We start from the raw sequence: 17079 nt of genomic DNA, 5'->3' as shown, positions 1-17079 counted from the left end.
AACGCATGAAACCGATGATCGGGGTACAGAATCTTAACCTCAGTTTTGGCGAGGATGAACAGCGTCACCAGGTGCTGTTTGACGTTAACCTCGCAGTGCGGGAAGGTGAAATCTTTGGCCTGGTGGGCGAATCCGGTTCCGGCAAAACCACGGTGCTCAAATGCCTCGCCGGATTGTTTAACCACTGGCACGGGGAGTTGACGATTGACGATCAACCGCTGGCGCACCGCATCACGCGCCCGCTGTGCCGCAAAGTACAAATGGTGTTTCAGGACCCTTACGGTTCGCTGCATCCACGTCATACACTTGGCGATATTCTTGAGGAGCCGCTGCATATTCATGGCATCAGTCAGCGGCAACAGCGCGTGACGACCATGCTGGAAAAGGTCGGGTTAAACCGCGCCTGGCAAACGCGTTACCCCCACCAGCTTTCCGGTGGTCAACGTCAGCGTGTGGCGATAGCCCGCGCCCTGATTCTGGAACCGCGCGTGTTGCTGCTGGATGAACCGACTTCCGCGTTGGATGTCTCGGTGCAGGCGGAAATTCTTAATTTGCTGAGTGACTTGCAGCAACAGGAAAATCTGACGTACCTGATGGTCACTCACGATCTCGGCGTGGTGGCGCATCTGTGTCACCGCGTTGCGGTGATGCAGCACGGCAAAGTGCTTGAAACGCTGGATGTGGAGTCGCTGGTGGCGGGACAGGCGGCGGTGCCGTATACGCAGATGCTGGTCGAGGCGAGCAGGTGCCCTCAATTGGCTTAACTCCCCGTAGCGGCGCGATTTATCGCGCGGATTTTCCGCCATCGTGCACGGAACCGCGCGATAAATCGCGCCGCTACGTTGAGGTGATAGCTTAAGCCACCACCTCACGCACAAAACGCACAATCTCGTCATTCTGCCCATGCTCGAACAGGCAATGCTGAAGACGCGGGCCGCTCAGCGCGGTTTTCACCAGTTCAGGATCGATCGCACGCAAGGTATCGAGATAATGTTCTTTGACCACCGCCGCTTTCACCTGGTTAAGGATTCCGGCGTTGCGCACCTGTGGTTCTTTGCGTTCCGGCGGATAACCCAGCCCTTTCTCTCCGGTGAAGGCTTTCTCGAAGATAAAGCGCAGGTTGAGTTCTGCCCCCCAACCAAAACCTTTGGCAAAGGGCAGCGACAAGGCATTACCGTTATTGATCTGGGCAAACAGATAAGCGTCAGCCGGATCGATACAGTAGCCACACACCACGCCGGGATGGATATTCAGCGACATCAATGCGCCCTGTCCGGTGCCGCATCCGGCGACCACGAAATCCACCGCTTTGCTGTTGAGCAGCACGCTGGCCATGATGCCGAGGTGAATATAAGTCAGATGATGATCCTGCTCGTCGCTCATACCGACGTTAAACACCTGATGACCCAGCGGTTGTGCCACCGTCTCCAGTTGGGTTAATACGGTGGCGTTTTTTGCCGCCTGGCTGTTTTCCATCATTAACGCGATTTTCATGATCCATCCTTCATATTAAATTGAAACACCGTTTCATTTTAATCAAAGATCAGTAAAATGCAGCAGAGAAATGCCCTTTTGCTTGTGAGTTATGTCACACAACTGCGAGGAATGACGATGTTTATCTACCGCAATGCCACACAGGTTGAGGATTTGGGGAATGGCGTGACCCGCCGGGTGCTGGCGCACGGTGGCCGCATGATGGCGGTTGAGGTCAGTTTTGAAAAAGAGGCGATAGGTCCACTGCATCACCACCCGCATGAACAACTGACCTATGTGCTTTCCGGGCGCTTCGCGTTCACCATTAACGGTGTGACCAAAGAAGTGAGCGCAGGCGACACCTTGTATAAAGCACCAAATGTGGTGCACGGCTGTGTCTGTCTCGAAGCGGGCACGCTGCTGGATACTTTTACCCCGCAGCGTGAGGATTTTCTCGCGCGATAAATCGCGTACAGATTTGCGCGATAAATCGCGCCGCTACGGACCGCACATAATCGTAGCGGCGCGATTTATCGCGCTTTTCCTGTCTGGTTAAACAATATCATCCACCACGCCGCCATCGACGCGCAGCGCAGCACCGGAGGTGGCCGACGCCTGAGTGGAGCAGACGTACACCACCATATTCGCCACTTCATCAACGGTGGCGGCCCGCTGGATCACCGAACTCGGACGCTGGCTCATAACAAACTCTTTCCCCAGCGTCTCCAGCGATTTACCGGTACGTTTCACTTCGTCGGCCATCATGGTGGCAAAACCATCCGAAATTGTTGGGCCGGGTAACACGCTATTCACCGTGACGCCGGAACCGGCTACCACTTTCGCCAGACCGCGTGCCAGAGAAAGCTGCGCGGTTTTACTCACGCCGTAATGCACCATATCGACCGGGATATTGCGCGCAGACTCGGAAGAGATAAACACCACGCGGCCCCAACCTTTCTTCACCATATCCGGCAGTAAGGCGCGTGACAGCCGCACGCCGGACATCACGTTGGTCTGCCAGTAGGCTTCCCAGGTCTCATCATCGGTGGCAAAGAAATCTTTCGGACCAAAGATCCCGGCGTTATTCACCAGAATGTCGATGGCAGGCAATCCCTTCAGCAGCGTCTCAACGCCCTGTGCGCTGCTGAGATCGGCGATATGGGTATGGATTTTCGCCCCCACCACCGCAGCATTGAGTTTGTCTCGCGCCCGACTGACCGACGCCTCACTGCGCCCGTTCAACACTACTTCTGCCCCGCTCTCGGCCAGCCCCTGCGCAATGGCGAAACCAATGCCGCCGGTGGACGCGGTGATTAACGCTGTTTTGCCGTGTAGATCGATTTTCATCACATTCTCCATGTTGGTTACGATACCTGCACACGATCGAAAAGCCTGGTAGATGCTGCACGCACCGCATTAACGAAACATGCTTTGTAACCAAAGAGTTTGCCAATAGCGGACAAAACGCAGCCACACTGAATGCTTTCACTCCCGTGGGACCACATCATGAAAACCCTTGCCTTTGCCGCACCGGGTGCGATGGGCGCGGCAGTTGCGGCGGTGCTAACCCAGCACGGCGCGCGCGTCATCAGCCCGTTAAGCCAACGCTCTGCCGACTCACAACAACGCGCGCACGCCGCGCACATTATCGATGCCCCTGAAGCTGCGCTGTGTGACGCCGACATTATTTTTTCCATTGTGCCACCCGAATTCGCCCTGAGTTGGGCGCAGCAGATGGCTCCGCATTTACAGGCGGCGGCGCGCAAACCGCTGTACGTCGATTGCAACGCCATTAGCCCGGAAACGCTGCAACAGGTGGCCGCGGTGATTGAAGCCACCGGCACACCTTTTGTCGATGGCGCGATTATCGGGCTGCCGCCGGGCGAGCAGAATCCTGACGGGCCACGCTTTTGGTTTTCCGGCCCCCACGCCAGCCAGTTAGCGGAGTTGAGCGACCTGGGACTGCGCGTGCGCATTATGTCGGCGGAAAACGGCGCGGCATCCGCGCTAAAAATGTCCTACGCCGGGATCAATAAAGGCATCACCCTGTTGGTGTCAGCGATGCTGATTAACGCCAGTCGGGTTGGCGCGGCGGAGGCGTTGCATGAGGAGATGACGGAGAGCCAGCCGCAGATCCTGAAAAGAATGAAAAAAGCCGCCCCGGATATGCTGCCAAAAGCCTGGCGCTGGGCGGCGGAGATGGATGAAATCGCGACGCTGAATCAGGGCGAGCTGGCAACCGATCGCCTGTATCAGGCGCTGGGCGAGGTGTGCCGCCAGCTGGCAGCCGACCGCAGAGGCGATCAACAACTCAGCGACCTGCTGGCGGCCTTCTTTCAACCCGATGCCGAAAGCGCCCGCGCTGGCTGACGCTGAAGTTGCCGCTGCAACCACGCTTGTGCAGCGGCTACGTCCGGCGCGCGGGCATCCAGTTGCAACACCGGACCGAGCGCCATCGGCTGCGCCCGTTCCGCCAGTTGCCGCAGTTCGGGCAGATACTCTGCCCCCGGATGCCCCGGCATACGCTGTTCCAGCCGTGCCTGATAGCGCGCCACCACCTCATCCGGGGTGATCGCCATCCATAGCTCCAGCACCCGCGTCACGCCTGCGTGTTGCAATCCCTCTTCCAGTACCGCTTTGGGTTGAAAACCAAACCAGGCATCAATCAGGTAAACGCAACTGGCCGGTGCCTGGCCGACGATCTTCCATATCGCCTGATAGGCGGCACAGCCGAGCTGACGATTGCGCAGGCGATCCACCGGCGCAAAGCTGGCCATAAACGGCTCTTTCAGGCTATCCAGCGTCAAAACCGGCAGGTCAAATTGCTGCGCCAGCGCGCGCGCCAGTGTGCTTTTACCCGAGGCGGGAATGCCGTTGACCAGCACCACGCATTTTTCTTCAGTGGGGGTTGTCATAGGATGTCCATTACCTCCGCCACACTGCTGGCTTTGCGCAGTCGCACCAGCGTCTCCTCATCCTCCAGCATCGTGACAATCGCGCGGATGCCCTCCTCGATATGCGCATTGCTGTCACGCGCGCCAAACATGATGACGATATCCGCCTTGTCGCTGCCGTCGAACGACACCGGTTCCTCCAGCACAATCAGGCTGAAGCAATCCCTCAGTACTCCGGTTTCCGGTCGGGCATGAGGGATGGCAATCCCCTCTTCAAACACGTAATACGCACCGTGCGTCAGGGTGTTGGCGATCACCGCTTCGGGATAGGAGGCGTTGACATAGCCGCCCTGCACCAGTGGCCGGGCGGCAAGGCTGATCACTTCCCGCCAGTCACGGCTGGTAATCCCCACCTGAATCGCATTCGCTTCCTGCAACAGTTGTTTGATGCTCATGCCGCCTCCTTAAATCGATTTGCGGATGGTATTACGCAGCTCATCGATTTTGACGAACAGCGGATCAATCTCCTGACGAAAACGGCGGCTTTTGGCAAATAAACTTAATGCACGATTATATTCCAGCATTAATTGTTTTTGCGTGTCCCCCGCCCGTGGGTTATTTGCCAGTTGCTGCTCCAGCGCGTTTATTTTCTCGCTGATACTTTCAGCCTGACGATCTATTTCCTGCTGATCCTGCCCGTTATTTTCCGGGACCTTTTTCCTGAATCCGAACATAGCGTCTCCTGCCCCGAATGGCGCCAGGGCACCTCAGGTTAATACGTCATGAAAGATGCGGTTTAGCGGAATAACTGAATTTTTTCGACTAACACATCGGTAACGGCATCATTCGCCGGTACCAGGAAATTACGCACGCTGTCGTTTACTTTGCCCTTTTCGAACGTCTGTTTACAGCGCGCCACCCATTGCACGTTCATTTCTGTGCCGACGTTCACTTTTTCGATACCGCTGCGCACTGCCAGACGCATATCTTCATCGCTGACGCCAGTGCCGCCGTGCAGTACCAATGGCGTGTGCGTCGCTTCGGTAATATCCGCCAGCCGCTGATGCTGGATATGTGCTTTGCCGGTGTATAACCCATGTACCGTACCAATCGAGATCGCCAGCATATCGACACCGGTTTCATCCACGAAACGCTTTGCATCGTCCACGGTGGTGAAGGAAGTTTCGTTCATTTCCACCGACTTACCATCTTCTGAACCGCCGATCGCCCCCAGTTCCGCTTCAACCGAAACATGCAGCGGGCGTGCCATATCAATGACTTTCCGCGTGTTGGAGATGTTCTCGTCAATCGGCAGATGTGAACCGTCATACATCACCGAACTGAAACCGGCATCCAGCGCCGTTTGAATGGCATCCAGGTCGGAGCAATGGTCCAGATGCAAACAGGTCGGCACATTGCGGCTTTCCGCCAGCGAACGAATCGCATCGACCAACAATTTATGACCGAGATATTTCGCCGTACCGGTAGAGATCTGAATCATTAATGGACTATTGGTTTTTTCCGCCGCTTTAAAATAAGCCGGTAACATCTCCAGACAGTGTAAATTAAAGGAACCCAGCGCTTTAAATTCACGTTGTTTGGCCACCTGTAACAGATCGGTAAAGTTATAAAGTTTCATGAATATTTTCCTCGTGAGGCTTAGTGGATTTTCCGTTAACAAACCAGGCGATCAGGGTAATGAAGACAATAAACAGGGCGACGAACAGCCAGTTATTCTGGAAGGCATGGCCGAGTACCAGGCCAGTGCTGATAACGTCTGAATCACTGAAGGTCACGCCGGTGAAACCGTAGCTTTCCAGCATCGGTACCAGAATGGCCGGCAGCAGCGTTATAAACAGACCGTGGACAAAGCCGCCGATCATCGCGCCGCGACGACCGCCGAGCGCGTTACCAAACACCCCAGCGGTGCCTCCGGCAAAGAAGTTGGTCAGCAGGCCCGGTAAAATCATTGCCAGACCGAACATCGGGAACACCAGCATGCCAACGACCGACCCAAGGGTGGTGGCGAGGAAGCCCACGATCACCGCATTCGGTGCATAGGGGAACATCACCGGGCAGTCGAGTGCCGGTTTAGCATCCGGTACGATGCGCATCGCGATACCGCGGAAGGCAGGTACCAACTCATTCAGCAGCAGACGCACGCCGCTATACAGTACAAATACCCCGCACACGAACTGAATCGATTGCATAAAGGCGTACATCAGGTAGTTCATACCGCTGCTGTACTGGGCGATAAACGCCGGGCCTGCCGCCAGCGCCGGGATCAGGTACATCGGCACCATCACCACCGCCATCGACAGATAGGTGTCTTGCAGGAATTTGAAGTTATCCGGCAGCTTCAGGTCTTCAGTGGAACGCGAGCCTTTGCCAACCACCTTCGCCACTGCCGCCGTCACCAGGTAGCCAATGGTGCAGAAGTGGCCGAGCGCAACATCATCCGAGTCGGTAATGCGGCGCACCACCGGTTGTGCCAGTGCTGGCATCACCACCGCCATCACACCACCAAAAATGCCGCCGGTAAGGATCAGAGGTAAGCCTGTCAGCCCCGCTTTGTAGCCGATCACCGCACCGATAGTCGCCATCCACAGCAGCGCCTGTCCGGTCAGGAAGATGTATTTGAACGGTGTCAGACGGGCAATGATGATGTTGACAATAAAGATCACCAACAGCGTCAACGCTACCTCTGAACCCAGCTCGCGGTTCGCTAACCCGGCGATGGCAGCAACATCGGTGATATAACCCTGCATGCCAAAGCCGTGGGTAAAGATGGTATTCAGGAAGGTCAGCGTACCGACAATGATGTTGATACCCGCCATCATAATTAAGAAACCGAGCAGGGTTTTAAAGGTGCCTTCCACCACCTTGCCTGCGGATTTTTTTTGCAACAGCAGACCCACCAGGGCAATAAAGGCGATCAGAATCGATGCCTGCCCTAACAGATCTTTGACCAGGAAGTTAATAACACTATTCATGGCTGGCAACCTTCATGTTGTGTTCTTTCATAAACGCCACGATCTTTTGCTCAATTTCCGCCTTATCGGTCAGCTTGTTGAGAATAATCACGCGCTTCATCTGTTCCGGGCTGGCATCGGCATTTAATACATCGGCAAAGGCTTTCTGCGTTAAAATCATGTCGGATTTAAACGCATTGGCTTCAGAAATGGTGGTGTGATCGATATCTGCATCAATTTCTAACTTTTTTAATACCGCTTTGGCGCTCATTTCGATGGCGAAACTGGATCCCAGACCACATCCGCACACACATAATATTTTCAGCATGGCTATCTCCTCACAGAATATGCAGTTGTTTAGCGAGTTTGTAATGATGCCCTTCGGTGTCAACCAGGCGTTTTTTCATGCTTATTAAATCAATGGGTATCGGTTTATTGCTGCCATTAATAATGACGGCTTTATTGCGCATTCCCGACTGAATACAACGCGCCACTTCGCTGGCCATAATGGTGCCCTGATAAATTTCTTCACAGGTGGGTTCACCATTACGCAGGCCGTAACCGATGATGGTTTTACGGATACGCACACCAATCAAAGGTTCAAGTTGTTTAATTAAGGTATCGATCGCCCCCTGGAACCCCGGCGAATATTCGCGGGTATAGGCTTCCGAGCACAGAATAATCACGCTGTTTTGCTGCGCCAGACGTGCCGTGACCCGTTCCGCCAGCTCATGCGGCGGAATCTGGCACTCGGGGATCAAGGCAAAATCTGCATTGGATTTAATCGCTGATTGCAGGGTTAATTCGCCACAATAACCACCCAGCAACTCCACCATAAATACGCGCCCCGGCAATCCACGTCCGGTGTTACGTAATTTCGCCACTTCCTTCAGCACCTGTTCACAGGCGGTGGAAAAGCCAATGGTATAATCGCTGCCGAATACATCGTTATCGATGGTCATGCCAACGCCAAAGCAATTGACGCCAAATTCACTCAGAATATGAAGGAATTGCAGCGACCCATCACCTCCGGCCATAATTAATACGTCAATGCGTAGCGATTTAAGTTGTTTCGCTATGGCTTCATATTCCGGGCGAATTAGTTTTCGCGTTGGCCGTCCTGATTGCATCACCGGGATCGCCGCGATGGCATAATCCACCAGATCACGCTGCGATATTTCTTGATGTTTATTTTCCAGCAAACCCGGAATGCCGCCGTTAAATAACACCATGTCCGCCTGAGTTAAGCGAGAAATCTGAAAGATAAAGTTATTTATGCCGGTAACATCACCACCGCTGATCACCATGCCAATTCTCATTATCCTGCTCCTTACGCTGCGCTTCTGACAGCCATTCTTCCGGTGAAGAGGATTTGTATTTGCTATGGAGATCACATTATTGCTACGAATTTATCCACCCAGGTCATTGACAAAGATATTTACAGACCTAATTTTGTGATGTTAATCACATGGTAAATTTTTCCAAAGACATGGAATTATTATAAAATTCATCACGTTATATATTTTTCACACCTCTGCCTGTCTGGCCCGATTTAACAATTTATTTGTCTTTTTGCTTTGCCTCTATTTTGTGATAACCCGCGCATTTTTATTGGTACGCCGCGGTTTTTCCGCGCGAGATAAAGGGATAATGCTTCAGTGCGTTATTTTAACTTTAGTGCCGATGAATGATTGACATAGCGCCGTATCCGCCTGTCCAATAACCCGGCAGACACATGACACAGAAGAGAAAACATGACATCCCCGCAGGAAATGTTGCGTCAACTGAGTGACGTGGTAGGTGAAAAACAGCTGTTAACCCATTCTGATGATAAGGCCTGGTACACCAAAGGATTTCGCGTCGGGCGCGGTGAGGCACTGGCCGTGGTGCTCCCCCAGACGTTATTACAACTGTGGCAAACCCTTCAGGTATGCGTGGCGCACGACGCCATTATTCTGATGCAGGCATCAAACACCGGCGTAACCGGCGGCTCGACGCCGGACGGCAACGATTACGATCGTGAGGTGGTGATTGTCAGCACCCGCCAGTTACAGGGCGTGCAGGTCATTGATGAGGCGCGACAGGTGATCGCCTTCCCCGGCACCACCCTGACGGAGCTGGAGCAAACATTGCAACCGCTGGGGCGTGAGCCGCACTCGGTCATTGGTTCGTCCTGTATTGGTGCGTCGGTGGTCGGCGGCATCTGCAACAACTCCGGTGGCTCGCTGATTCGCCGTGGTCCGGCGTTTACCGAAAAATCGTTATTTGCCCGTATTCATGATGATGGTCGGCTGGAGATGGTCAACCATCTCGGCATTGCGCTGGGTGACACGCCGGAAGCGATGCTGGAAAATCTCACCCGTCAGCAGTACCAAACCGGTGACCAACCCGACTGGCAGGGAAAGATCTGGGCGGATGACTACGCTGACCGTCTGCGCGACGTCAGCGCCGACAGCCCTGCACGCTTTAATGGCGATCTGCGTTATCTGCATGACAGTTCGGGTAGCGCAGGTAAAGTGGTGGTGTTTGCGGTGCGTCTTCCTACCTTCGAAGCCAGTGCTGGCAGCGACACCTTCTATATCGGCACCAACGATGAGTTGGTGCTGGTGGAACTGCGCCGCTATCTGCTGACGCGGATGAGTGAATTGCCGGTGCAGGCGGAGTATATCCACCGTAACGCCTTTGACCTCACCGTGCGTTACGCCAAACATATGTATCTGGCAATTCGCAAACTCGGCCCGCAGGCGATACCGCGCCTGATGGCCGGCAAAGCCAGGTGGGATGTGCGCGTCAGCCACCTGAAATTTTTGCCACGCAATTTTGTTGATCGGGTGCTGCAATTCTTTAATCAGATCACTCCGCGCTTTGTCGCGCCACGCATCATGGATTACCGCAGCGCGTATGAACATCATCTGATGATTAAGGTGGAGTCAGCGCAAACCGCTGAATTGCAGGGGTTACTGGCAGATTTTTTTGCCAACCACAGCGGTGATTTCTTCCACTGCGATGCACGCGAAGCAGCAGATGCCTTCCTGGTGCGCTTTGGCGTGGGCGGCTGCACCATCTCCTACTGTGATGCGCTGGGCTACAACCCGAATGAGCGTCTGGTGGCGTTTGACGTGGCGTTGCGTCGTAATGATGATGCCTGGCGTTTAACGCTGCCGGATCACCTGGCGGCGCAGGTGCAGGTCGATTCCTGCTGCGGGCATTTCTTCTGCTACGTTAATCATCAGGATTATGTGCTGAAGGCGGGCGTGGATGCGAAGGCGTTTAAAGAGGCGGTGAAAGTCGTACTGGAGCAGCGTGGGGCGAAGTATCCGGCAGAACATAACGTCGGCCATCTGTATCACGCATCCTGCGATCATGTGGCGCACTGGAAACAACTCGATCCGACTAACAGTTGCAATCCGGGGATTGGCAAAACCAGCAAGAAGAAATTCTGGGCGGAATAACTCATCCCGTAACGGCGCGACGTTTCGCGCCGTTACGAATCTTAATTATTTCGCGTAGGCTTCGGTCGAAATGGTCAGCGTTACGTCATCGCTCACCGCCGGAACATATTTATCCAGCTTGAAGTCAGAACGCTTGATGGTGCCGGTGGCATCAAAACCAATCGCCTGCTTCTTCACCATCGGATGCTCACCCTGCTGGTTCAGCGTGGCGTGCAGAGTAATCGGTTTGGTGATGCCTTTCAGGGTCAGATTCCCTTCTACATCAAACTTGTTATCGCCCTTCGCGACCACTTTGGTGCTGTGGAACACCGCCGACGGATATTTCGCGGTGTCGAAATACTCTTTGCCGAGAAACTCTTTGGTCAGCGCCGGGACATGACTATCGATCTGGGTGATCGGCAGCGTGACGTCAACGCGTGACTGCTCCGGGTGGTCCTTATCAAACACCAGCGTACCTTTGCTATTCGGGATGTCGGCGGTGGGATGGGAGAAACCGAAGTGGGTCCAGGTGACAATCACCGAAGTGTGTTCCGGGTTGAGATCGTAGTGCATGGCAGCCGCCTGTGACAGCGGAGCGTACAGGGTAGCGGCGGCCAGCAACGGCAGTGCGAAGCGAGTAACGTTTTTCACGGGTGTTCCTTTTTGTTCAGAATATGCCTTGAGTGTCGGGCATTATGCCGCGCAGGAACAGTGAAGAGTTTTGGCTGAATTTTTCAAAAAAATTCAGCAATATCAATATGAAACAGTTACTTTCAGGGACAATTCAGCGTCTGACTTAACGCCACCAGAACTCGCCAGTGACGACGACCGCGCAGCAAACGCTGATGGAGTTGTTGCAGCTGTGTCAGGCAGAGATCATCAATGGCGTCGGACGATAATTCCGCCAGTCCCTGTTGCTGCCGCAATGCCCGTAACGCCGCCGTCGCGTTATCCACGCTGGAAAGCGGGTTGCGCAATGTTGGCTGCAAGGCCGCGAGATCGACCTCAGCAACATCGAGGGCACGCAGGAAGCGTTTGCAATGACCGAGAAGCGTAGTCCAGGGGATATCAGGAGATTGCAACGCCAGCAGGATGCCATCCACATCCGCCACCCGCTGGTAGCGCGCCGACACCACATAACCAATTTGCTGTTCGACCCGCAGGCGCTGGAAAAAGCGTGGTTCATAAATCAGCGCCAGCATGCGCAATGCGGCCAGCGAGGCATCATCGGCGGCGGTCAATGGCATAAACAGCAGCAGCGCCTGGTCACGACCTGAGCACGGGATGGCGGTCACGCCTGCGGTTAAAGATGGCTCAGCCGCCGCTGCGGCCAATGGCAGGTCACTCAGCACCCGCGCAATGTCCTCAGCCAACGCCGTATCGCTGCCACTCCAGGCCGCCTGCCAGCCTGGCGCCGCTGATGTTGTCAGCAATTGGTGCGGCAATGCTGCTAACAACTGACGAATCACGATGCCATCAGCAGCATGCACTGGTTGAGGTTCAATCCCAATATGCAGCGCCTGCACCGTCTGTTGCACCGCAGCCAGCGCCGCGTCCCGATCTTTCGGCAGATGCAGGGTCAGTTGCCAGCTCCCCTGCACCTGCTGCCAACTCCCACGCCCGCCGCTATGGCGTAACGCAGCGAGAATGGGACGCAGCAATTGCTGGCGCGCCCCGGCAAGCTCATCACTTAACGGCTGGTAAAATGCCGGACGCAACAGCAAGGTCTGCTGTGGCTGAACCGGCGTTACCCGCAGCATGGGGAATCTCTGGTCAGGCAACGCCCGCAGACTCGGCGGCTGCGCCAGTGGATAAAACCAGCATGGCAGTGCCGAGGCCGACACCTTCGCTGGTGCGGGCCAGTCGGCAAGCGCGAGGTCGAATCCCTGGGTGTGGCGGGTTATCGCGTCAACCTGGCCCTGGGTCAGCAATCGGCGTGGCTGGCATTGTTGCAGGAGCCGGAGCCAGTCACCAAAGTCGGCAGCAGTGCCCGGCGCAAAGCCGGTAGCACGGCCACGCAGTTGCTCCAGCGGTGTCAGTTGCCGGAAGTCTTCCTGCGCCAGCCGCTGATAATGGTGACGTTGTGAGGTTCCGGTGTGCATCAGGTCGCTGAGGTGTTGCCGGAACTGCGCTTCGATGCGCAGAGCCTGGCGCGTGCTAAGGGTGCGCGCCGTAAATTTCAGCGCCAGCCAGCTGTGTTGGCTATCACGCCATAACCATTGCAGGCTGATATTTTCGCACAACCCGGCGGCCCGCAGTTGTGCCAGCAAACTGCCGGAGGCCTCATCGAGCCAGAACTGACGGCATAAAGTGACGTTGTCACGTAGTGTATCGGCGCTGTCAGGCAAGATAAAAGTCAGCCAGAAGGCTTCTTCGCCCGCCAGTTGGATCTGCCGGTGCGAGATGCCGCCTGATGGGGCTGCCAACGCGATGACCGGCGCGGTGCCCGGCCTGAGTTGCTGACCATAGCGTTGCGCCAGTTGTTCCAGCTCTGCCAGGGATTGTGGGCCTTGCAGCCACAACGTCATGCTCTCCGCCACATAATGCTGCTGATGAAACGCGCGTAACGCCTGCTGCAAATCTGTGACGTTGTCACCGAATACCCCCTGACTGCCGACACGAAAACGCCGTAACCGCGCAGGGGCATCAGGCATATCCAGCAATGCCGCCTCGCTCAATGTGGCCGCGTGGTGTTGCAGCAGACGATACTCCGCGTCAATGACGGCACTTTCCTGGCGGATGGCCTCCTCAGTCAGACGCGGAGCCGCGAGCATATCCAGCAGACGCGCGACGCCTGCCTCCAACGCCCTGGCAGGAACCTGAAAGAAAAATGCGCTGTCGCTGAGTTGGGTAGTCGCGTTGACCTGGCCGCCCTGTTGCTGCACCCACGGCATCAGGCGCTGGTCATCAGCGATGCCTGTGCTACCGCAAAACACCAGATGTTCCAGCAAATGCGCCAGCCCTGGCCAACGATCCGGCTCATGCAGGCTGCCCGCCGTCACCTGCACCAACGCGGCAGCATCGTGCGCATCAGGTTGCTGGTGGAGGTGACAGCGCAGGCCGTTCGCCAGTGTCAGGCTGCGCGTGGTCATCAGAGAATGCGCTGCTTGTAGATCAGCTGCGAGTTGGCGCGATTACGGAATTGCAGTTGTGCGATTTTGATATCGCTACAGCTGGCTTCACGCCGGGCTTCGAGGATTTTGTCGTGGTGTGGCGATTTGCTGCACACCGGGTCGGTGTTGTCAGCATTGCCGGTCAGCATATAGGCCTGGCAACGACAGCCGCCGAAGTCCTTCTCTTTTTCGTCACAGGAACGGCACGGCTCCGGCATCCAGTCATAACCCCGGTAACGGTTAAAACCGAATGAGTTATACCAGATGTCGTCGAGACTCTGCTCCAGCACCGACGGGAACTCAACCGGTAACTGGCGGGCGCTGTGGCACGGCAATGCCGTACCTTCCGGCGTGACGCTGAGGAAGATCGATCCCCAGCCGCCCATGCAGGGCTTCGGACGTTCTTCGTAATAATCCGGCGTGACGAACAACAGGTTGGTCAGGTTGCCGCTGGCTTCCATGCGCTGGCGATACTCGGCCACCACTGCTTCGGCACGGGCGATTTGCTCGCGCGTCGGTAACAATCCCTGACGATTGATATGCGCCCAGCCGTAAAACTGGCAGGTTGCCAGCTCGACATCATCGGCTTCCAGATCGATACACAGGTCGATAATTTTGTCGATCTGGTCGATGTTATGGCGATGCAACACGAAGTTCAGCACCATCGGATAACCGTGTGCTTTCACCGCTTTCGCCATCTCCAGCTTCTGCTGGAAGGCTTTTTTCGATCCGGCCAGCGCGGCGTTCAGCGTTTCGTCACTCGCCTGAAAGCTGATCTGAATATGGTCCAGTCCGGCATCGGCAAACGCATCCAGTTTGTTTTGCGTCAGGCCAATGCCTGAAGTGATCAGGTTGGTGTAGAAACCGAGATCGCGCGCCGCCTTGATCAAATCCGGTAAATCTTTACGCGTCAGCGGTTCACCGCCGGAAAAACCGAGCTGCACGCTACCCATCGCGCGTGCCTGACGAAACACCTCAATCCACTGTTCGGTGGTCAGCTCTTTTTCCTGCTGGGCAAAATCGAGCGGGTTCGAGCAGTACGGACACTGCAACGGGCAGCGGTAAGTCAGCTCGGCCAGCAGCCACAGCGGCGGCGTCACGCCGTTTTTATTCGGGTTCACGACACTGGATCCATTTCTGTTCAATAGCGGACTGCAAAAATGCTTTTACGTCTTCATCCACACCACCCGCATCCGGGAAGCGCGCATTCAGCGTCGCGATAATCGCGGCGACATCCTGTTTGCCGGTCACCAGTTCGAGGATGGCGGTAGCGGTTTCATTCAGCTTCGCCATGCCTTCCGGGTAGAGCACAACGTGGCTCTCCTGCGCCGGTTCCCATTGCAGTCGATAGCCACGGCGGAACGCGGGGATCAGGTTATCTTTCATCTGTTTATACCAGTCGGGTGGTGTGCCAGGCCGCCTTGTCGGTGACCGTGTGGTAAGGGGGACGTTCTAATGCGTAAGCCATCGTCATGGCATCAAGCATGGTCCACAGGATGTCGAGCTTGAATTGCAGGATTTCCAGCATACGGTTCTGCTGTTCCGCCGTGGTGAAGATCTCCAGCGCCAGCGCCAGCCCATGCTCAACATCGCGGTTCGCCTGGCTCAGACGGCTGCGGAAGTAGAAATAGCCTTCCTCTTTGATCCACGGATAGTGCTGCGGCCAGCTATCGAGACGTGACTGATGGATCTGCGGCGCGAACAATTCGGTCAGCGAGCTACAGGCCGCCTCCTGCCAGTTGGCGCGACGGGCAAAGTTCACGTAGGCGTCAACCGCAAAGCGCACGCCCGGCAGCACATGCTGCTCAGACAGCAGTTCTTCACGCGTCAGCCCTACCGCTTCACCCAGTTGCAACCAGGCTTCGATACCGCCCTCGTGTCCGTTGCTACCATCGTGGTCGAGAATACGCTGTACCCATTTGCGGCGCGTTGCCGGATCCGGGCAGTTCGCCATGATCGCCGCATCTTTCAACGGGATGTTGGTCTGGTAGTAGAAACGGTTGGCAACCCAGCCCTTGATCTGCTCCGGTGTCGCCGCGCCATTATGCATGGCGATGTGGTACGGGTGATGGATATGGTAGTAGGCACCTTTGGCGCGCAGTGCCTGTTCAAAGGCGGCTGGCGTCAGGGCTTCAGTAATGATCACGATGAAGACTCCTGCAAATGGATCGCCATCCCATCCCAGCTCACTTCAATGCCCTGCTGCGTCAGGTACTGACGCTGTGGCGATTGCTCGTTGAGGATCGGATTGGTGTTATTAATATGAATCAAAATTTTGCGTTTCGCCGGTAAGGACGCCAGCAACGCCATCAGACCTTGTTCTTCAGCCAGCGCTAAATGGCCCATCGCCTTGCCGGTATTTTTACCAACGCCGGTGGTCAGCAGCTCATCATCTTGCCAAACGGTACCGTCTATCAGCAGGCAATCGGCCTTTTGCAGCCACGGCATGATCACCGCATCCGGCTCACCCAGGCCTGGCGCATACAGCAAGGTTTGGCCATTGGCGCGGTTGGTAATAAACAACGCCACGTTATGTCCGGGCAGTGGACGATCGCGGAACGGCGAGTACGGCGGCGCGTTGCTGAGAATCGGGATGGCGGTGAACTCAAGATTGCGACAAACATCGACACTGAAAGGCTCCAGCGGCGTCAACGCATGATGCTGCAAACCGCCATTCCAGTGTTGCAACATGGTGAAAATCGGGAAGCCGCTGGTCAGGTCAGCATGGACTTCCGGGGTGCACCAGACCTGATGCGGGCAGCCTTCGCGCAGGCTTAATAAGCCGGTGGTGTGGTCGATCTGGCTGTCAGTAAGAATGATGCTGCCAATCGCGGTACCGCGCAGCACGCCCTTTTTATTGAGTTCTGGCGTGTGGGCAATTTGCTGGCTGATATCAGGTGAGGCATTACACAGCACCCAATCTTCACCGTTATCGCTGACAATAATCGAAGATTGCGTCCGTGCCTGCGCCTGGATGGTGCCGTTACGCAAGCCGCTACAATTGGCGCAGTTACAGTTCCACTGCGGAAAACCACCGCCCGCCGCTGAACCGAGAACTTTAATAAACATGAGAAATGACCGGAGAAAGAAAACAAAATGCCCGCGCGATTGGCGGGCAGAAGTCTTAGCGGTTGGAGATGTACAGAGTCACTTCCAGGCCCAGACGCAGGTCAACAAATTCAGGTTTTTTCCACAT

Annotated in this window: 20 protein-coding genes; 4 read left to right on the top strand and 16 right to left on the bottom strand. The window is 55.6% G+C overall.

What is annotated here, in order from left to right:
- Nucleotides 1-14 precede the first annotated feature (14 nt).
- Entirely contained in the window at nt 15-764 is a 750-nt protein-coding gene (locus AC6I8R_RS09270) for an ABC transporter ATP-binding protein (RefSeq protein ID WP_497832751.1), read from the top strand.
- Nucleotides 765-855: 91 nt separating this feature from the next.
- Here the strand turns inward: AC6I8R_RS09270 and AC6I8R_RS09265 are convergent, their stop codons facing one another.
- Nucleotides 856-1494: an RpiB/LacA/LacB family sugar-phosphate isomerase gene (locus AC6I8R_RS09265; protein ID WP_021183360.1), complete on the bottom strand. Its 639-nt coding sequence runs from the start codon at nt 1492-1494 to the stop codon at nt 856-858.
- A gap of 117 nt (nt 1495-1611) precedes the next feature.
- Here AC6I8R_RS09265 and AC6I8R_RS09260 point away from each other — a divergent pair, with 117 nt between their 5' ends.
- Entirely contained in the window at nt 1612-1938 is a 327-nt protein-coding gene (locus AC6I8R_RS09260) for a cupin domain-containing protein (RefSeq protein WP_021183361.1), read from the top strand.
- Between the two features lie 87 nt (nt 1939-2025).
- On the opposite strand, the gene AC6I8R_RS09255 is transcribed toward AC6I8R_RS09260, so the two are convergent.
- Entirely contained in the window at nt 2026-2820 is a 795-nt protein-coding gene (locus AC6I8R_RS09255) for an SDR family NAD(P)-dependent oxidoreductase (protein ID WP_036625300.1), read from the bottom strand.
- Between the two features lie 159 nt (nt 2821-2979).
- Between AC6I8R_RS09255 and AC6I8R_RS09250 the strand changes: the two genes are divergently transcribed.
- Nucleotides 2980-3843, top strand: a complete 864-nt coding sequence (locus AC6I8R_RS09250; RefSeq protein WP_497832147.1) for an NAD(P)-dependent oxidoreductase — start codon at nt 2980-2982, stop codon at nt 3841-3843.
- Here AC6I8R_RS09250 and AC6I8R_RS09245 read toward each other — a convergent pair.
- The 7 genes from AC6I8R_RS09245 to AC6I8R_RS09215 all read right to left on the bottom strand — a co-directional run bounded on the left by AC6I8R_RS09245 (nt 3810) and on the right by AC6I8R_RS09215 (nt 8658).
- On the bottom strand, nt 3810-4388 hold the full coding sequence (locus AC6I8R_RS09245; protein ID WP_415175100.1) for a P-loop nucleotide/nucleoside kinase family protein: 579 nt from the start codon (nt 4386-4388) through the stop codon (nt 3810-3812). The two genes, AC6I8R_RS09250 and AC6I8R_RS09245, sit on opposite strands and share 34 nt — an antisense overlap.
- On the bottom strand, nt 4385-4822 hold the full coding sequence (locus AC6I8R_RS09240; RefSeq protein WP_415175099.1) for a PTS sugar transporter subunit IIA: 438 nt from the start codon (nt 4820-4822) through the stop codon (nt 4385-4387). Before AC6I8R_RS09240 ends, AC6I8R_RS09245 begins: the two co-directional genes overlap by 4 nt.
- Nucleotides 4823-4831: 9 nt before the next feature.
- The gene (locus AC6I8R_RS09235; protein ID WP_021183366.1) at nt 4832-5101 is read right to left on the bottom strand and encodes a hypothetical protein; all 270 of its coding nucleotides are present in this window, start codon (nt 5099-5101) and stop codon (nt 4832-4834) included.
- Nucleotides 5102-5163: 62 nt separating this feature from the next.
- Entirely contained in the window at nt 5164-6006 is an 843-nt protein-coding gene (locus AC6I8R_RS09230) for a class II fructose-bisphosphate aldolase (protein WP_021183367.1), read from the bottom strand.
- Nucleotides 5993-7360, bottom strand: a complete 1368-nt coding sequence (locus AC6I8R_RS09225) for a PTS sugar transporter subunit IIC (protein ID WP_021183368.1) — start codon at nt 7358-7360, stop codon at nt 5993-5995. The genes AC6I8R_RS09230 and AC6I8R_RS09225 overlap by 14 nt, the downstream gene beginning before the upstream one ends.
- Entirely contained in the window at nt 7353-7667 is a 315-nt protein-coding gene (locus AC6I8R_RS09220; RefSeq protein ID WP_013508968.1) for a PTS sugar transporter subunit IIB, read from the bottom strand. Before AC6I8R_RS09220 ends, AC6I8R_RS09225 begins: the two co-directional genes overlap by 8 nt.
- Nucleotides 7668-7677: 10 nt before the next feature.
- Nucleotides 7678-8658 carry a 6-phosphofructokinase gene (locus AC6I8R_RS09215; protein ID WP_021183369.1) on the bottom strand — a complete coding sequence of 327 codons (981 nt, stop codon included), beginning with the start codon at nt 8656-8658 and terminating at the stop codon, nt 7678-7680.
- Nucleotides 8659-9093: 435 nt separating this feature from the next.
- Here AC6I8R_RS09215 and dld point away from each other — a divergent pair, with 435 nt between their 5' ends.
- The gene (gene dld / locus AC6I8R_RS09210) at nt 9094-10791 is read left to right on the top strand and encodes a D-lactate dehydrogenase (RefSeq protein ID WP_021183370.1); all 1698 of its coding nucleotides are present in this window, start codon (nt 9094-9096) and stop codon (nt 10789-10791) included.
- Between the two features lie 45 nt (nt 10792-10836).
- Here dld and AC6I8R_RS09205 read toward each other — a convergent pair whose 3' ends face one another.
- From AC6I8R_RS09205 to pqqA, 7 genes are all read right to left on the bottom strand, one after another.
- On the bottom strand, nt 10837-11421 hold the full coding sequence (locus AC6I8R_RS09205) for a YceI family protein (RefSeq protein ID WP_021183372.1): 585 nt from the start codon (nt 11419-11421) through the stop codon (nt 10837-10839).
- 122 nt (nt 11422-11543) lie between these two features.
- On the bottom strand, nt 11544-13862 hold the full coding sequence (pqqF, locus tag AC6I8R_RS09200; protein ID WP_497832146.1) for a pyrroloquinoline quinone biosynthesis protein PqqF: 2319 nt from the start codon (nt 13860-13862) through the stop codon (nt 11544-11546).
- Complete coding sequence (gene pqqE / locus AC6I8R_RS09195; protein ID WP_497832145.1) at nt 13862-15004, bottom strand: pyrroloquinoline quinone biosynthesis protein PqqE; 1143 nt, start codon at nt 15002-15004, stop codon at nt 13862-13864. The genes pqqF and pqqE overlap by 1 nt, the downstream gene beginning before the upstream one ends.
- Nucleotides 14991-15269 (bottom strand): pyrroloquinoline quinone biosynthesis peptide chaperone PqqD, encoded by a 279-nt coding sequence (pqqD, locus tag AC6I8R_RS09190; RefSeq protein WP_021183376.1) that lies wholly within the window; start codon nt 15267-15269, stop codon nt 14991-14993. The genes pqqE and pqqD overlap by 14 nt, the downstream gene beginning before the upstream one ends.
- A gap of 4 nt (nt 15270-15273) precedes the next feature.
- Nucleotides 15274-16029: a pyrroloquinoline-quinone synthase PqqC gene (pqqC, locus tag AC6I8R_RS09185; protein WP_021183377.1), complete on the bottom strand. Its 756-nt coding sequence runs from the start codon at nt 16027-16029 to the stop codon at nt 15274-15276.
- Nucleotides 16026-16952 carry a pyrroloquinoline quinone biosynthesis protein PqqB gene (gene pqqB / locus AC6I8R_RS09180; RefSeq protein WP_208725390.1) on the bottom strand — a complete coding sequence of 309 codons (927 nt, stop codon included), beginning with the start codon at nt 16950-16952 and terminating at the stop codon, nt 16026-16028. The genes pqqC and pqqB overlap by 4 nt, the downstream gene beginning before the upstream one ends.
- A 55-nt stretch (nt 16953-17007) precedes the next feature.
- Nucleotides 17008-17079 (bottom strand): pyrroloquinoline quinone precursor peptide PqqA, encoded by a 72-nt coding sequence (gene pqqA, locus AC6I8R_RS09175; protein ID WP_010617686.1) that lies wholly within the window; start codon nt 17077-17079, stop codon nt 17008-17010.

This window comes from Pantoea sp. X-Soil-OKNW-713, from assembly GCF_059730685.1.
The sequence above is the reverse complement of the archived record's forward strand: the minus strand, read 5'-3'. Positions and strand labels throughout refer to the sequence as shown.

Bases quoted from the DNA above. Each gene is read 5' to 3' on its own strand.
- AC6I8R_RS09215 (WP_021183369.1), bottom strand. From the start codon at position 8,658: ATGAGAATTGGCATGGTGATCAGCGGTGGTGATGTTACCGGCATAAAT.
- AC6I8R_RS09260 (WP_021183361.1), top strand. From the start codon at position 1,612: ATGTTTATCTACCGCAATGCCACACAGGTTGAGGATTTGGGGAATGGC.
- AC6I8R_RS09265 (WP_021183360.1), bottom strand. From the start codon at position 1,494: ATGAAAATCGCGTTAATGATGGAAAACAGCCAGGCGGCAAAAAACGCC.
- AC6I8R_RS09230 (WP_021183367.1), bottom strand. From the start codon at position 6,006: ATGAAACTTTATAACTTTACCGATCTGTTACAGGTGGCCAAACAACGT.
- AC6I8R_RS09270 (WP_497832751.1), top strand. From the start codon at position 15: ATGATCGGGGTACAGAATCTTAACCTCAGTTTTGGCGAGGATGAACAG.
- AC6I8R_RS09225 (WP_021183368.1), bottom strand. From the start codon at position 7,360: ATGAATAGTGTTATTAACTTCCTGGTCAAAGATCTGTTAGGGCAGGCA.
- dld (WP_021183370.1), top strand. From the start codon at position 9,094: ATGACATCCCCGCAGGAAATGTTGCGTCAACTGAGTGACGTGGTAGGT.
- pqqB (WP_208725390.1), bottom strand. From the start codon at position 16,952: ATGTTTATTAAAGTTCTCGGTTCAGCGGCGGGCGGTGGTTTTCCGCAG.
- AC6I8R_RS09250 (WP_497832147.1), top strand. From the start codon at position 2,980: ATGAAAACCCTTGCCTTTGCCGCACCGGGTGCGATGGGCGCGGCAGTT.
- AC6I8R_RS09240 (WP_415175099.1), bottom strand. From the start codon at position 4,822: ATGAGCATCAAACAACTGTTGCAGGAAGCGAATGCGATTCAGGTGGGG.
- AC6I8R_RS09220 (WP_013508968.1), bottom strand. From the start codon at position 7,667: ATGCTGAAAATATTATGTGTGTGCGGATGTGGTCTGGGATCCAGTTTC.
- AC6I8R_RS09245 (WP_415175100.1), bottom strand. From the start codon at position 4,388: ATGACAACCCCCACTGAAGAAAAATGCGTGGTGCTGGTCAACGGCATT.
- AC6I8R_RS09255 (WP_036625300.1), bottom strand. From the start codon at position 2,820: ATGAAAATCGATCTACACGGCAAAACAGCGTTAATCACCGCGTCCACC.
- AC6I8R_RS09235 (WP_021183366.1), bottom strand. From the start codon at position 5,101: ATGTTCGGATTCAGGAAAAAGGTCCCGGAAAATAACGGGCAGGATCAG.
- pqqF (WP_497832146.1), bottom strand. From the start codon at position 13,862: ATGACCACGCGCAGCCTGACACTGGCGAACGGCCTGCGCTGTCACCTC.
- pqqD (WP_021183376.1), bottom strand. From the start codon at position 15,269: ATGAAAGATAACCTGATCCCCGCGTTCCGCCGTGGCTATCGACTGCAA.